The organism is Bradyrhizobium centrolobii, assembly GCF_001641635.1.
Taxonomy (GTDB): Bacteria; Pseudomonadota; Alphaproteobacteria; order Rhizobiales; family Xanthobacteraceae; genus Bradyrhizobium; species Bradyrhizobium centrolobii.
The window spans coordinates 113,286-126,333 of sequence record NZ_LUUB01000026.1 but is presented as its reverse complement, the minus strand read 5'-3'; the positions used below and the strand labels follow the sequence as shown (position 1 = coordinate 126,333).

18 protein-coding genes are annotated in these 13,048 nt (G+C 62.8%); 3 read left to right on the top strand and 15 right to left on the bottom strand.

The annotated features are described in order from the left end of the window. Window positions 1–15: 15 nt before the first annotated feature. Entirely contained in the window at window positions 16–324 is a 309-nt protein-coding gene (locus AYJ54_RS51975; protein ID WP_245328891.1) for a DUF1275 family protein, read from the bottom strand. On the opposite strand from AYJ54_RS51975, the gene AYJ54_RS51970 reads away from it, so the two are divergent. Further along, window positions 299–598 (top strand): hypothetical protein, encoded by a 300-nt coding sequence (locus AYJ54_RS51970; protein ID WP_245328894.1) that lies wholly within the window; start codon window positions 299–301, stop codon window positions 596–598. The genes AYJ54_RS51975 and AYJ54_RS51970 overlap by 26 nt on opposite strands. Here the strand turns inward: AYJ54_RS51970 and AYJ54_RS51965 are convergent. The 14 genes from AYJ54_RS51965 to AYJ54_RS04750 form a co-directional block, all read right to left on the bottom strand. Beyond that, window positions 593–1,114 (bottom strand): LrgB family protein, encoded by a 522-nt coding sequence (locus AYJ54_RS51965; protein ID WP_283808631.1) that lies wholly within the window; start codon window positions 1,112–1,114, stop codon window positions 593–595. The two genes, AYJ54_RS51970 and AYJ54_RS51965, sit on opposite strands and share 6 nt — an antisense overlap. Further along, on the bottom strand, window positions 1,026–1,262 hold the full coding sequence (locus AYJ54_RS53410; protein WP_283808630.1) for an LrgB family protein: 237 nt from the start codon (window positions 1,260–1,262) through the stop codon (window positions 1,026–1,028). The genes AYJ54_RS51965 and AYJ54_RS53410 overlap by 89 nt, the downstream gene beginning before the upstream one ends. A gap of 183 nt (window positions 1,263–1,445) precedes the next feature. Continuing rightward, window positions 1,446–2,429: a dihydroxyacetone kinase subunit DhaK gene (dhaK, locus tag AYJ54_RS04805; RefSeq protein WP_063696933.1), complete on the bottom strand. Its 984-nt coding sequence runs from the start codon at window positions 2,427–2,429 to the stop codon at window positions 1,446–1,448. 35 nt (window positions 2,430–2,464) lie between these two features. Further along, the gene (locus AYJ54_RS04800; protein WP_082905480.1) at window positions 2,465–2,887 is read right to left on the bottom strand and encodes a hypothetical protein; all 423 of its coding nucleotides are present in this window, start codon (window positions 2,885–2,887) and stop codon (window positions 2,465–2,467) included. Then, window positions 2,880–4,499 (bottom strand): phosphoenolpyruvate--protein phosphotransferase, encoded by a 1,620-nt coding sequence (gene ptsP, locus AYJ54_RS04795; protein WP_063696931.1) that lies wholly within the window; start codon window positions 4,497–4,499, stop codon window positions 2,880–2,882. The genes AYJ54_RS04800 and ptsP overlap by 8 nt, the downstream gene beginning before the upstream one ends. Before the next feature lies 1 nt (window position 4,500). After that, window positions 4,501–4,803 carry an HPr family phosphocarrier protein gene (locus tag AYJ54_RS04790; protein ID WP_245328890.1) on the bottom strand — a complete coding sequence of 101 codons (303 nt, stop codon included), beginning with the start codon at window positions 4,801–4,803 and terminating at the stop codon, window positions 4,501–4,503. Window positions 4,804–4,834: 31 nt separating this feature from the next. Then, window positions 4,835–5,227 (bottom strand): dihydroxyacetone kinase phosphoryl donor subunit DhaM, encoded by a 393-nt coding sequence (gene dhaM / locus AYJ54_RS04785; protein ID WP_063696927.1) that lies wholly within the window; start codon window positions 5,225–5,227, stop codon window positions 4,835–4,837. Next, on the bottom strand, window positions 5,224–5,847 hold the full coding sequence (dhaL, locus tag AYJ54_RS04780) for a dihydroxyacetone kinase subunit DhaL (protein ID WP_063696925.1): 624 nt from the start codon (window positions 5,845–5,847) through the stop codon (window positions 5,224–5,226). The genes dhaM and dhaL overlap by 4 nt, the downstream gene beginning before the upstream one ends. A gap of 14 nt (window positions 5,848–5,861) precedes the next feature. Then, the gene (locus AYJ54_RS04775; RefSeq protein ID WP_063696922.1) at window positions 5,862–6,887 is read right to left on the bottom strand and encodes an ABC transporter ATP-binding protein; all 1,026 of its coding nucleotides are present in this window, start codon (window positions 6,885–6,887) and stop codon (window positions 5,862–5,864) included. Beyond that, window positions 6,880–7,977 carry an ABC transporter ATP-binding protein gene (locus AYJ54_RS04770; protein WP_063696921.1) on the bottom strand — a complete coding sequence of 366 codons (1,098 nt, stop codon included), beginning with the start codon at window positions 7,975–7,977 and terminating at the stop codon, window positions 6,880–6,882. The genes AYJ54_RS04775 and AYJ54_RS04770 overlap by 8 nt, the downstream gene beginning before the upstream one ends. A gap of 10 nt (window positions 7,978–7,987) precedes the next feature. Then, window positions 7,988–8,188: a hypothetical protein gene (locus AYJ54_RS04765; RefSeq protein WP_063696919.1), complete on the bottom strand. Its 201-nt coding sequence runs from the start codon at window positions 8,186–8,188 to the stop codon at window positions 7,988–7,990. After that, window positions 8,185–9,162: a carbohydrate ABC transporter permease gene (locus AYJ54_RS04760; RefSeq protein ID WP_063696918.1), complete on the bottom strand. Its 978-nt coding sequence runs from the start codon at window positions 9,160–9,162 to the stop codon at window positions 8,185–8,187. Before AYJ54_RS04760 ends, AYJ54_RS04765 begins: the two co-directional genes overlap by 4 nt. Then, window positions 9,159–10,133 (bottom strand): carbohydrate ABC transporter permease, encoded by a 975-nt coding sequence (locus AYJ54_RS04755; RefSeq protein WP_136623440.1) that lies wholly within the window; start codon window positions 10,131–10,133, stop codon window positions 9,159–9,161. The genes AYJ54_RS04760 and AYJ54_RS04755 overlap by 4 nt, the downstream gene beginning before the upstream one ends. A gap of 72 nt (window positions 10,134–10,205) precedes the next feature. Beyond that, the gene (locus tag AYJ54_RS04750; protein ID WP_063696916.1) at window positions 10,206–11,564 is read right to left on the bottom strand and encodes an ABC transporter substrate-binding protein; all 1,359 of its coding nucleotides are present in this window, start codon (window positions 11,562–11,564) and stop codon (window positions 10,206–10,208) included. Between the two features lie 676 nt (window positions 11,565–12,240). On the opposite strand from AYJ54_RS04750, the gene AYJ54_RS04745 reads away from it, so the two are divergent. Together AYJ54_RS04745 and AYJ54_RS04740 are read left to right on the top strand one after the other, a co-directional pair. Then, window positions 12,241–12,423: a hypothetical protein gene (locus AYJ54_RS04745; protein WP_063696915.1), complete on the top strand. Its 183-nt coding sequence runs from the start codon at window positions 12,241–12,243 to the stop codon at window positions 12,421–12,423. A 30-nt stretch (window positions 12,424–12,453) separates the two neighbouring features. Further along, window positions 12,454–12,792: a GcrA family cell cycle regulator gene (locus AYJ54_RS04740; protein ID WP_347337204.1), complete on the top strand. Its 339-nt coding sequence runs from the start codon at window positions 12,454–12,456 to the stop codon at window positions 12,790–12,792. Window positions 12,793–13,048 lie beyond the last annotated feature (256 nt).

Below are 13,048 nucleotides of genomic sequence, written 5' to 3'. Positions count from 1 at the left end.
TGTCATGACCGCGGTTCAGCGAGCGCCAGGAACACGGCCGGCAACGCGACCAGCGGAGGAATGACGAAATACAAAGTCCCAAGCTTCGCGTAGAGAACTGCTCCGGCGGCGCACCCCCACCGCGAAGGCCGCCACGCTCGCGGTCATCTTGCCAAGACGCGGCCTGGCGACGGTCAATACCGAGACCGGCGCGCTCCGTAGCACGTCGGCGACGTCGATCATGATCTGGGTGGTGGTGCCCGTCATGAGCGTAGTTGGAGGCTCCGTCCCCATATGAATGCGATGCGCGGCGTTCTGAATGGCCAAGGCGGCGACCAGGATCATGCCGGTGCAGATCGCTTGCCAACTATCGCCTTGGACGAACGGTCCGAAAGCGGACGGCACAAGCGGCGCCTGCCGCCAGAAGCAGCACCTTGAGGGCGAGCATCGAGCGAAAGATCGGCAAACCGATCGCGGGCAGAAGGAAGCTGAATGCGCGCGTGCCGATCACGACCAGGCAGAAGACCGGAAGCGCCAGAAGCTTCGCGAGAGCGCCGGAAGTCCCGAGCACCATGGACGCTCCGAACGTGACGAAGTTGCCGGCGACATTTCCTCATGACTTCCAGAGCTGCGCAACGAGCGGCACAACGAGCCCGACCAGCACGCCGTTTAGTCCGATGCCAAGTGCCGCGAACGCGGCTCCGAGCTCGTTGCGTGCCGCCACCTGCGCGGCCGCGATGCCGCTTCCCGCAACTCCGGCAGCGAGCCCATGGGCCCGCCAATCGTCGATGTTCAACCTGGTCAACATTTTCCGGGCGACAACCGCCGCCACAATGCCGCCAACGATCGCGAGCGCTGCGGTCAAGGCCGGAATACCACCGATCTGGCTGGACACTGCGGCTGCAATGGGAGTGGTCGCCGCTTTCGGCGCCATCGAAAGCGCAACCATGCGTGAGCCCCCGAAGAGCCATACCAGGCCAATGCCACTGACCATCGATGCAACGGAGCCCGCCAACAGTGCTGGTCCGACGCCCGCAAGATGTTCCTTAACGAGCCGGGCGCTCCGCGCCAGCGGGAATGGCCAACGCGACAGTTGCCGGTCCGAGCAGGAAATTGATGAACTGGGTTGCCGCAAAATAGACCCTGAAGTCGGTCCGGGTCACAACGACGATGGAAGCTACGATGGTGATGGCTGTGAGCACCGGACTTTCGAACGTCGAACCGCCGCAGGCCGCTGCAGCGTGTTGCCGATTGCGTAAGCGGCCAGCGTTACGACGAGCCACAGCAACGGCGCTGCGCCAAGCGAACTCCAGAGACGATCAATTGCAACCATTGACGACAGTCCGACTTGGCTCAACTCCTCTCCAGGCCCTGCACGGTGTCTGGCGACCGCCCCGCAGCGCGCGCTCGATGCGGACCTCGATCCCACTGAGCGCGAGCGTGCGGCGCGCCGCGTAGGAATAGGATCACCATTTCAGTGCGGCCGTGCGCACCGGATGATCCCAGAGCGCCGTCGTCTCGGTGTCGAGCAGGCTTAACGTGAGCGAGCACCCGGCCATGTCGAGCGAGGTGACGAAACTGCCGACCAGCGATCGCGCTATGCGTATGCCGCGCTTCTCGAGAATCCGGTGTGCCGCATTGTACATAAGATAGAGCTCGATCGTTGGCGTACCGCCAAATCCGTTGACGAACAGGAGGACCTCGGCTCCGGCGCGCGCGCCGAGGTCCTCAGCGATAGCGGTCATCATCTCGTGAGCGATCGCATCGGCTCGCTCCAGCTTGACACGGCGACGTCCCGGCTCGCCGTGAATGCCGACGCCCATCTCCATCTCGTCCTCACCGAGCGCGAAGGTCGGCGTTCCCGCGGCCGGGACCGTGCAGCTCGTCAGCGCAACCCCCATCGAACGCGTTCGCGCGTTGACGCGCTCACCGAGCGCAACGCAGCCTGCGAGGTCAACGCCCTTCTCAGCGGCTGCTCCGATGACCTTCTCGACGATCAGTGTGCCGGCCACGCCGCGTCGCCCGACGCTGTGGGTCGAGTTCTCGACCGCAACGTCATCATCCGTCACGATGGTAGCCGTGCGACCCTCGGCGATCTCTGCCGCCATCTCGAAATTCATGCGGTCGCCCGCATAGTTCTTCACGATGAAGAGCACGCCGGCCTCTCCCGCAACCGCCTGCGCTGCCTCGACGATCTGATCTGGCGTCGGCGACGTGAAAACCTGTCCCGGACAGGCGGCGTCGAGCATGCCATAGCCGACGAAGCCCGCATGTAGCGGCTCATGCCCGCTTCCTCCGCCCGAAACCAGCGCGACCTTCCTCGGATTCAGCTCGCGGCGTCGCACGAATTTCCGTTCCGGCCCGAGCGCGACGAGATCCGAATGCGCGGCCGCAAGCCCATCGAGGCTCTCTGCTAGCACGCCGTCGACCGAATTGATGAACTTCTTCATTGTCTCCTCCCCGCTTGCTGCCCTCGATCTCGCGCCTATTTTTCCCGCATGATGGCAATCAGGCGCCGCGCGAATTCCTGGAGCAGCGCATCCAGCTCGGCGTTTCGCTTCGCACTGCCGAGATCCGGCAGGTGCAGCGTCAGGGTGCGCTCATGTGCCCCTTCAGTCAGCCGGCCGATCCGGCGCGGATGCGCGCGTGCATATGCGCGCAGAAAGGCAGCCTTGGCCTGCGGCGGAAAATGGCAGACATCGAAGATCGTATTGAGATGCTGCACGGGGATCGGCACCGGATAGGCCGGATTGCTGATCTGGCTGACGAAGCTACGGTTTTTCCCCATGGCATGCGCAAGCCGAAGCCGCATGCCTGACGGTCGGCTCTCGAGCACCTCCTTGAAGATGCGCTTGTAGACCACAACAGCGCCGGCCTCGGCCGCTTCATCGATCGCCGTGTCAGCCAAGGCTGCCTCCGCTACTCAGCCGATCGATCGTCTGCTTAATCTGCGCAAGCGCCGACGCATTCACGGAGAGCTCTCGCAAGCCACAATTCATCAAAGCAGGCAGGCAGCGAGGATCACTGGCCATGTCGCCGCACAGGCTGACGCTCACGCCCGCGCGCCGCCCGTGCTCGGCGGTCCGTGCGATCAATTCGAGCACCGCCGGATGCAAGGGATCCATCAAAGGGGCGAGAGCTCCGTTGGAACGATCGCACGCAAGAACATATTGTGCGAGGTCGTTCGAGCCGATTGAGAAGAAGGATGCCTTGAAGCTTGTAACCGCCAAGGCTGCCGCCGGGACCTCAACCATGATTCCCAACTCGGGAAGCATCGCGGCAATGCCGTCCGCCTGCAAGCGCTGCACGACGTCGGCGAACAGCTTCCGCCCGGCCTCGAGCTCGCCCGCCGCTGTGACCATCGGGAACATGACCTTGAGGTTTCCACGCACGGCGGCACGCGCCAGCGCGCGGAGCTGGACCGTAAAGATTTCGGGCCGAGCCAGGCAAAGCCGCAGGCCGCGAACCCCAAGGAAGGGATTGGCTTCACCGTCCATCGTGAATCCGGGCACCGGCTTGTCGCCGCCCGCATCAAAAGTGCGAATGGTGACCGGGCGTCGCTCGGCCCAGCGCAACACCGCATCGTAAGCGCGAAACTGCGTCTCCTCGTCGGGCGGACCGCCCCGCTCGCTGAGGAGAAACTCCGTGCGCATCAGGCCGATGCCGTCAGCATATTGTGCGTCGGCATGATCGAGATCCTCAACACCCTGGATATTGATGAACAGCCTGATCCGCTCGCCGCGCCACGATGCCGTCGGCCGCCGCAGGATCGCGCGCGCGGACGCCCTACTCTTGCGGTGGAACTCGCGCCGCTTCTCGAACAGGTGGAGTTGCTCGGCACTGGGATCGAGTTCGAGCGTGGCACCTTCGCCGTCGAGCAGCGCCGTGGCTCCGACGTCCGGAATGGCGCCGAGCTGCACGACCATGGGAATGCCTCGTGCGCGCGCCAGCATCGCGACGTGGCTCGTGGGACTGCCGCGCTTGAGCGCCAGACCGCCGCCGCCGGACCAATCGATCTCCAGAAATCGCGAGGGCGGCAGATCGTCGGCGCAGACCACGGCTCCGCTCGGAATCCTCGGAACCTGGCCCCCGCCTCCCCGCAAGATATTGATCACGCGGTCACGCAGGTCCGCGAGATCGGAAGAACGCGCTTTCAGATATTCGTCCTCCGCCGAATTGTAGTCCGCGATCTGCTCGTCGAGCGCCGAACGCCATGCGACATCCGCAGCCTCGCCCTCGCCGATCGATGCGAATATCGCTTCGATGAAATCCTCGTCCTCCAAAAGCGCGACCTGGAATTCGAGAATCTGCGCGGCTTCACCGCCGGCTATTGTGGCAAGCTCCGCGATCTGACCGCTTGCCGTGTCGATCGCCTTGCGAAGGGCTAGCGCTTCCTCGACCAGCGTGCCTGCTACCCGCTCGCCATTGGTGCCCGCATCGACACGGACGAACGGGCCGTGGGCAAAGCCTATCGAGGCAGTTCTGCCGCGATAGGCCAGTCCTGCAGCGCCTCCCTGCATATTACGACGCCTCGTCCGGAAAATCGGTTGCGATCAGGTTCACCAGCGCGGCGACGGCAGCCTCTGCGTCACTGCCCGATGCCTTGATCTCGATCGTGCTGCCGTGCGCCGCGCGCATGGCCATGATCTTGGCCACACTCTTGGCATTGATCCACTCGGCCGCGCCTGCGACCCGAACGGAGATCTGGGCCTGGAACTTCTTGGCAAGCTTGGTCAGCTTGACCGCAGGGCGCGCATGCATGCCCACCGCGTGCACGAGCCGCACATTGTCGGTGAAGATCTGTCCATCCGCTTTGTCGAGCATGTTCATCTTCCGTCATCGTATCGCCGACATGTCAGTCGGCAGAGAGTTCCTCGGCCACGGCCCTCACCTGGGCCAGTGAGCTGCCGCCTGCCGCCTCGGTCGCCGCCATCACGGCCCCCTCGACGATCGGCGCGTTGCATACGACAACGAGATCGCGCCGTGCGGGCTCCAGCATTTCGACCGCCATCTCGCTGTTTGTTTCGGCGCCGCCAAGATCGACGAGGATCGCGACGCCTTTCGCCGACCAGGCATCGTTGATGGCGTCGATGATCAAGGACACGCTGGTACCGAGCCCACCATCGGGATTGCCGCCGCAGAAGGCCACCTTGACCTCGCTGCCGACCATCTGCCGCACCATGTCAGCGGTGCCCTTGGCGATGTCCTTCGAGTGCGACACGATCACGATCCCCACGGTTTCGCTCATTGCTTTCCCTCCAGGCTCGCGCATACCGCCTGCACGAGAACACAGCTCGAACGTGCGCCGGGATCGACATGTCCCACGCTGCGCGCTCCGAGGAACGAAGCCCGTCCCTTGGTGGCCTGCATCGGCGCGGTACGCTCCACCGCTTCAGCGGCGATGGTTCGGACACGCGCGATCAGGTCCGGCTGGCCGGCCGCCGTCTTCAGCGTCTCCAGGACGGGAACAAGCACGTCGAGCATCGTCTTTTCGCCGGCTTGCGAGCGGCCGCGCGCGCTCACGGCGTTCACGCCGCTGCCAAAGACATCTGCGAGATCCTCGGGCAGATGCCTGTCGTGCGAGAGCGCCTCGCCGGCAGCGAGAAAAAAGCTGCCGTAAAGCGGCCCGGAAGCACCGCCAACCGTCATCACCAGGGTCTTGCCGATCATCTTCAGCGCCTCGTCGAGCGGCTGCGCCGAGATCAGATCGAGCTTGCCGAGCACGGCCTCGAACCCGCGCTTCATATTCGTTCCATGGTCACCGTCGCCGATCGCCTGATCCAGGCTCGTGAGCTCCGGCGCGCTGGCAATGACCCGCTCTGCGGCCACCTTGACCAGCGACTTGAACGTCTCGGGTTGCAGCGACATCGCGTTTGATCCTCTTAGTGAACCATCGCGGGGATGCGTCGCCCCGCGCGGTCGAAGCAGAGCGGATGCACCAGGCTCAATTCGACCTCCTGACCGGCATGCAGCGGCTGGTGCGGATCCGCAAGCGTCACGAGCGACTCCCCCTTAAAGTCCACGTGTACGTGATTCTGCTCACCGAGGTGCTCGACGCGGTGCACGCGGCCAACCATCGGCCCACCATTGCGTGCGGCAAGCCGAAGGTGCTCGGTACGGATGCCGACCGTCTCGGTTCCGGGCGGCACCGGCACGCCCGACAACAGGCTCGCCGGAAAGAAATTGATCTGGGGCGTGCCGAGGCGTGAGGCGACATAGCTGCTGGACGGGTTTTCGTAGATCTCCCGCGGTGTGCCGAGCTGAAGGAGCTGGCCATCCCGGATCACGCCGATCCGGGAGGCCATGGTCATAGCCTCGACCTGGTCATGGGTCACGTAGAGAATGGTCGCGCCAAGCTCGAGCTGGATGCGCTTGAGCTCCAGACGGAGCTCCGCGCGGAGCTTGGCGTCCAGTGACGACAGCGGCTCGTCCATCAAATAGATCGAGGGGTCGCGGACCAGCGCGCGGCCGATGGCCACCCGCTGCATCTCTCCGCCGGACAGGCGGGTGGCTCGGTTGCTCAGCTTGCTCGCTATATGCAACAGCTCCGCCGTCTGTTCGACGCGCCTGCGGATGATGGGCTCCGGCACGCGTCGCGCGGGCGAGCGCAGCGGGAACGCCAGATTGTCATAGACCGTAAGATGCGGATAAAGCGAGTATTGTTGAAAGACGAAGGCGATATCGCGCGATCCCGGTGGATCATGCGTCACGTCGCGCCCATCGATCATGACCGAACCGGCGTCGGGGCGCTCGAGCCCGGTGATCAGCCGCAGCGTCGTGGTTTTACCGGCGCCGCTTGGCCCGAGCAGGACCAGGAACTCCCCGTCGTTCACCGTCAGCGACAGCTCGCGCACCGCCTCGACCGTGCCGAAGCGCTTGCTGACATTGCGTAAGGCGACGTCAGCCATGATGCGCACTCCCCTCGTTGGCGATCCGAATCGCGAGGCCACTGCCGACATCGAACAGCGCCACGCGTTCGGACCGGAATTCGAGCCCCACCGTCTCGCCGATCCGCACGGGCGTACTGGAGGGCAGTCGCGCCGCGACGCGTCCATGAGCCGTGTCGACGGTGACGATTTGCGTGGTACCGAGATATTCTGCGCCGAACACCTCTCCGCGGACAGGTGCTGCGTCGGCGAAGCGGATGTGCTCCGGCCGTATCCCGAGCGCCAGCGGGGCGCTTGCGCGATCCTCGCGGATCTCGGGGACTTCAACGCTCACGCTGTGCAAAATGACAGCCCGATTGCCGGATCGCAGACCGCTCTCAAATCGGAGGAAATTCATCGGCGGTGAGCCAATGAAATCAGCCACGAACATGCTCGCGGGCCGGTCATATATCTCCTGCGGCGAGCCGATCTGCTCGACGCGCCCCTTGTTCATGACGGCGATCTGATCCGCCATCGACATCGCCTCGAGCTGGTCGTGCGTCACGTAGACCGTGGTCGCGCCGATGCGCTCGTGGAGCTCGCGGAGCTCGCCACACATCAGATGACGAAACTCGGCATCGAGCGCACCCAGCGGCTCATCCATCAGAAAGGCCTTCGGTCGCCTCACCATGGCGCGCCCCAACGCGACGCGCTGCCGATCGCCGCCCGAAAGCTTCGACGTCTTGCCCGAGAGCAGATGCTCGATCCGCAAGAGCCGTGCCGTCTCCTGCACCCGCTCGCGAATCTCGCGCCGACCCATGCCCTGGCACTTCAGGGGAAAGCCGATATTGTCAGCGACATTCATGTGCGGATAGAGCGCGAAAAGCTGGAACACGAAGGCGATGTCGCGCGCGGCGGCGCGGCGGAATGTGACATCCTCGCCGTCGAGCAGGATTTGTCCCTCGGTCGGCAGCTCAAGGCCCGCAATCATGCGCAGCGTGGTAGTCTTGCCGCAGCCGGAGGGTCCAAGCATCGCAAAGAAGGTGCCGTCGTCGATGGTGAAGTTCGAGCCTTGCACTGCCGTGAATTGATCGAAGGATTTGCGCAGGTTCTCGACGCGGATCTGTGCCATGTTAGCCGCCCTATTCCGGAAAATGGCTCACGATGATGTAACCGACCGTGCCGGTGAGGATCGTCACGAAGGAATAGCTGTAGAGATCGATCGACCACGGCTGCACCAGCATGACGATGCCGCCCCCGATCAGGGTCATCGCGCCGGCCTCCCAGGGACCACGGCGGAACCAGCGCGATACTCCAGCCTTGGCAAGCGCAGAACTGCTCATTTGCGCACAGCTCCGAAAGTGATGCCGCGCAACAGGTGCTTGCGCAACAACACGGTGAACAGGACGATCGGCACGACGAACAGCGTGGTCGCGGCAGCAACGGCCGGCCAGTCCTGCCCGCCCTCGCCGATGATGAAGGGAATGAAGGGCGGCATGGTTTGCGCCTCGCCGCTCGTCAGGAGGACCGCGAAGGCGTATTCGTTCCAGGAGAAGATCAGGCAAAAGATCGCGGTTGCCGCGATTCCCGTGACGGCCTGCGGCAACACCACCTTGCGCAAGGCCTGCAGCCGCGTGTAGCCGTCGACCAGTGCGGCCTCCTCGTACTCGCGCGGGATTTCGTCGATGAACCCCTTGAGCAGCCAGACCGCGAGCGAGACGTTCACGGCCGTGTAGAGCAGGATCATTCCGAGCCTGGTGTCGGTCAGGTTGAGCTGCCGGTACATCAGATAGATCGGGATTGCGACGGCGACCGGCGGCATCATGCGCGTCGAAAGAATGAAGAACAGGAGATCGTCGGCCAGTGGAATGCGAAAGCGCGAGAAGGCGTACGCCGCAAGCGTGCCGAGAAAGACGGCCAGGAACGTCGATCCGAACCCGATAATCAGCGAGTTGACGAAGCGCGGCACGACCTTCGATGGACCGGCGATAACCATATCGTGCTGGCGCACGAGCTTGTCATACCATGTCTCAGGCGGCGGCAGCTTGGCGATGAAATCCGGTGTCTGGCGGGTGCGTACTGTAAAGAGGTTCACAAAACCTTCGAGGGTCGGCTCGAAGATCACCTTGGGTGGATAGGCGATGGCATCGCTCTGCGACTTGAAGGCGGTGGCGCCGATCCAGAGCAGCGGCAGGATCGAGATCACGGCGTAGAGAATGACGAGGCTACTGGCCACGGCCTTTGCGCGCGGCGAGGCTTCGACGATCGAGTGAGCCGTTGATTTGGCGAGGGCGGACTTGGCGACGGCAGCGGTCATCGTTGCTTCACCTTATTGAGCGCTTTGACGTAGATGTTGGCGGCACCGAACACGGTCACGAACAGGATGATGGCAAGCGCAGAGGAATAGCCGGTGCGCCATTTCTCGAACGCCGCCCGCTTCAGCGTGATCGATACCAGCTCGGTGGTCGATCCGGGTCCACCCGACGTGAGGAGGTTGACCATGTCGAACATCTTGAAGTTCTCGATCGCACGGAACAGCACGGCAAGCATCAGGAACGGCACCGTCATCGGCAGCGTAATCGACCAGAATTGCCGCCAAGGCGAGGCGCGATCGACTTCGGCCGCCTCGTAGATGTAATCGGGAATGGAACGAAGCCCGGCGAGGCAGATCAGCATGACGTAGGGGGCCCACATCCAGGTGTCGACCAGCACGATGGTCCAAGGTGCGAGTGACACCTGCCCGGTCATGCTGAACGAACTCGGCGGCACGCCCGTGAACAGGCTGATCACGTAGTTGAATGGACCGATTTGCGGCTGCAACAGCAGCGTCCAGAAATTGCCGACCACCGCGGGCGAAAGCATCATCGGCAGCAGGATGATCGTGGTCCAGAAGCTGTGACCACGAAACTGACGGTTGATCAGGAGCGCCAGGCCGAATCCGATCACCACCTGCAACGCCACCGACCAGATCACGAATTGCGCCGTGGTCTGGAGCCGGATCCAGACGTCCTCGTCGTTGAGGATGTCGCTGAAATTGTCGAGCCCGACAAACCGCAACGGCAGATAGGACATGCTGAGGTTTAGGCTGGTAAAGGACAGCCGGATCATCCAGACCAACGGAAAGATGTTGATCGCCAGCAGCAACGCGATCGTCGGCGCGACGAACAGCCACGCGATGGTCCGGTCCGACAGGCCGCGAACCCGGCGCGTGGACCGCGATTTGGCAGGACCACCCACACCGGGAAACGTCGCATCATCAGGTTGAAGGATCGTCGTCATCTTGTCCATCGGCTGGCTGGCTTGGCCTCCCCGAGGCGCACGCCCCGGAGAAACCAGTCCGGTTGAGGCGAGTAAACCTGTCTATTGCGACGCAACCTGCTTGCCTTGCTCCTTGAAGACCTTGGTCCAATCCTTGACCAGGAGATCGAGCGCCTGCTGCGCCGTGCCCTTGTCGGCCACAACGTAGTCATGCACGCGCTTCTGCATGTCGAGCAGAAGTTGCGCGTAGGACGGTTCGGCCCAGAAGTCCTTGACGATTCCCATCGACTCCAGGAATTGCGGAGCGAACGCCGCGCTCTTCGGGAAATCGGGTGCGTCGACCACCGCCTTCAGGGCCGAATAGCCGCCGAGCTGCCACCATTTCTGCTGCACGGCGGGCTGCGCAAACCATTTGATGTAGGCGAGCGCGTCGTCCTTGCGGTCCGAGGTCGCCACTACTGAGATGCCCTGTCCGCCGAGCTGGGTGAAGTGTCCGTTCGGACCGGCCGGATTGACGAAGAAGCCGATCTTGTCGCCACCGACATTCGGATCCTTGTAGAGGCCGGGGAAGAAGGCGAACCAGTTCATCTGCATGGCCACCTGTCCGGACTTGAAGGCATCCAACCCCTCCTGCATGTAGGCGTTGGTCATGCCCGGCGCCGTGCAGCACTTGTAGAGCTCCTTGTAGAACTCGAGTCCCTTGGCGGCATCGGACGAATTGACGATGCCCTGCATCTGGTACGGCTTTTTCGGATTGTCGTAGGTGAAGCCGTAATTATAGAGCACGTTCGTCACGCCCATTGTGATGCCTTCGGAGCCGCGCTCGGTGAAGATATACGCCCCGTAGACCTTCTTGCCGTCGATCTCCCGGCCCTGGAAGAACTCTGCGATCTGTTTCAACTCATCATAGGTTTTCGGCGGCGCCAGATCGCGGCCGTACTTGGCCTTGAATGCAGCTTGGATGTCAGGCCGCGAGAACCAGTCCTTGCGATAGGTCCAGCCCACCGCATCGGCCATGGCCGGCAACGCCCAATAGTTCGGCGAGTTCTTCGGCCATTGCGAATAGCCGACGACGGTCGCCGGGACGAAGTCGTCCATAGATATCTTCTCCCTGTCGAAGAAGTCGTTGAGCTTGACGTACCACTTGTTCTCGGCGGCTCCGCCGATCCACTGGCTGTCGCCGATGATCAGATCGCAGAGCTTACCGTGGGAGTTGAGCTCGTTCAGAAAGCGATCCGCATAGCTCGTCCAGGGGACGAACTCGTATTTCATCTCGATGCCGGATTGCTTGGTGAAGTCCTTGCCCAATTCCACCAGCGCGTTGGCCGGGTCCCATGCCGCCCAGCACAGCGTGAGCTGCTTGCCCTGGGCTGCGGCTTCGCCGCCCCCGAGCCCCCAAAGCGCTGCGGCGGCAAGGATCGCGGACGCCGCGGTACTGCGTAGCCATCTCATTCTTCGCATATCCGTTTCCTCTCTATCGTTGATGCACCTAACCCGCCCAGCGCGTGCCATGCCGGGACGACGCCAAGACCCTGAAACCGAGTTGATGAGCGATGTTGGAGAACGAGACGAAGCATTCCCGGACACGAGGCCCGGATGGCTTGAGCTCCTCCCACACATCCGCTCGATGCGCGATGTTTATCTTTTTTGTAATACTAAACGTATTACTAAATTCCAGAGGCCGTCAAGTCGGTTTCCTTGGCGGCGGATAAAAACCTTCACCAGCGTTCGGATGCGCGATCCTCTTGCTGCGATGCACTAGGCTATAGTTGCCATTGTGATGATTGCGAGCTTGAGGCCCCGCACGCCAGCCACCGTCGGCATCGCTTCGCTTCCGACCAGTTGCGCGGCAACTCTGTTTAGCAAACTATTTTACTGAACGTTCAATTCGAGTTCATGAAGCGCGCGATCAGCTGCCGCCGGACGTACCGCTTACGTCAAACATCCGCTTTGCGCCAAAAACTGCCTGTCCTTCCGAGTGCCCTCACACGCGCGAGAGCGCTCTTCACGCTGGGGCCCTCGCGCCCCTTTCTGATGTAGACGCCCCGAGCGCCGTCGCGTTGGAGGCATTGCGTCTGGACTTCCGCAGTCGTCCGGCATGAATATTCGGCCGCGGGTATTTTCGAGGAGCAACAACATGAAGCAACACACTCCGGAAATGCTTTCGATCAGAGCGCTCGACTGGGCTCAGCTCATAGTCATGGACAAGGCGATGCCGCCTCGAGATCCTGATGAAGACGAAGACGAAGACGACGAAGAGGACGAGGAGGAGGAGCCCGCTGACGAACCGGCGGTCGTGCGCGAGCCCGACGAAGACTAGGCTAGCCGCTGCCTGGCACTCAGCGCTATAATGTGTCCGATGGGTTGGGATGCGAAAGACATAGCGCTGCTCAAGAGGCTCTGGACCGCAGGACAGAGCGCAGCGCAGATCGCGCGCCGTCTCGGGTGTAGCCGGAACGCGGTCTGCGGCATGCTAACCCGTTTGGGCCTGAAACGTGGTCACAAGCCGCCAACAGCAAAACCCAAGATACGGCCGGCCCCGAAGCCCAGGCCCGCGTCGTTGGCTGCATGCGCCCGCCCAGTGGCGAAGAAGGTGTCGCGGAACTCAGCAGAGAGGCAGCAGCCCAAGGAACTCAGCAAGCGGCAGCTCTATGCCATTCTTGCTGAGGCGGTCAGGAATACTGGCTGAGAGTTCACCGCGACTGTCATTGCACTCCGGTCAGTGCCTGGTCCAACTCGAACGGGTTCGGCTGTCGCGGACAATCCTTTGGTCCGTGCACACCAGCACGGCGAACGTGAAGCCTGGCATGCGTTGGGGTTGCACCTTGATGAGCCGACCATCTTCTTCGAGTTGGGAGGCATCTCCGGACTGGCGTATCAGTCACATTGACCTCGGGGAGCGGCATCCGGCAGATCCATCCCGATCGCGCCTTGCCCCGGGGGGA

Bases quoted from the DNA above. Each gene is read 5' to 3' on its own strand.
- AYJ54_RS51970 (WP_245328894.1), top strand. From the start codon at position 299: ATGGCCAAGGCGGCGACCAGGATCATGCCGGTGCAGATCGCTTGCCAA.
- AYJ54_RS51975 (WP_245328891.1), bottom strand. From the start codon at position 324: ATGATCCTGGTCGCCGCCTTGGCCATTCAGAACGCCGCGCATCGCATT.
- dhaK (WP_063696933.1), bottom strand. From the start codon at position 2,429: ATGAAGAAGTTCATCAATTCGGTCGACGGCGTGCTAGCAGAGAGCCTC.
- ptsP (WP_063696931.1), bottom strand. From the start codon at position 4,499: ATGCAGGGAGGCGCTGCAGGACTGGCCTATCGCGGCAGAACTGCCTCG.
- AYJ54_RS04790 (WP_245328890.1), bottom strand. From the start codon at position 4,803: ATGCTCGACAAAGCGGATGGACAGATCTTCACCGACAATGTGCGGCTC.
- dhaM (WP_063696927.1), bottom strand. From the start codon at position 5,227: ATGAGCGAAACCGTGGGGATCGTGATCGTGTCGCACTCGAAGGACATC.
- dhaL (WP_063696925.1), bottom strand. From the start codon at position 5,847: ATGTCGCTGCAACCCGAGACGTTCAAGTCGCTGGTCAAGGTGGCCGCA.
- AYJ54_RS04775 (WP_063696922.1), bottom strand. From the start codon at position 6,887: ATGGCTGACGTCGCCTTACGCAATGTCAGCAAGCGCTTCGGCACGGTC.
- AYJ54_RS04770 (WP_063696921.1), bottom strand. From the start codon at position 7,977: ATGGCACAGATCCGCGTCGAGAACCTGCGCAAATCCTTCGATCAATTC.
- AYJ54_RS04765 (WP_063696919.1), bottom strand. From the start codon at position 8,188: ATGAGCAGTTCTGCGCTTGCCAAGGCTGGAGTATCGCGCTGGTTCCGC.
- AYJ54_RS04760 (WP_063696918.1), bottom strand. From the start codon at position 9,162: ATGACCGCTGCCGTCGCCAAGTCCGCCCTCGCCAAATCAACGGCTCAC.
- AYJ54_RS04755 (WP_136623440.1), bottom strand. From the start codon at position 10,133: ATGGACAAGATGACGACGATCCTTCAACCTGATGATGCGACGTTTCCC.
- AYJ54_RS04750 (WP_063696916.1), bottom strand. From the start codon at position 11,564: ATGCGAAGAATGAGATGGCTACGCAGTACCGCGGCGTCCGCGATCCTT.
- AYJ54_RS04745 (WP_063696915.1), top strand. From the start codon at position 12,241: ATGAAGCAACACACTCCGGAAATGCTTTCGATCAGAGCGCTCGACTGG.
- AYJ54_RS04740 (WP_347337204.1), top strand. From the start codon at position 12,454: ATGTGTCCGATGGGTTGGGATGCGAAAGACATAGCGCTGCTCAAGAGG.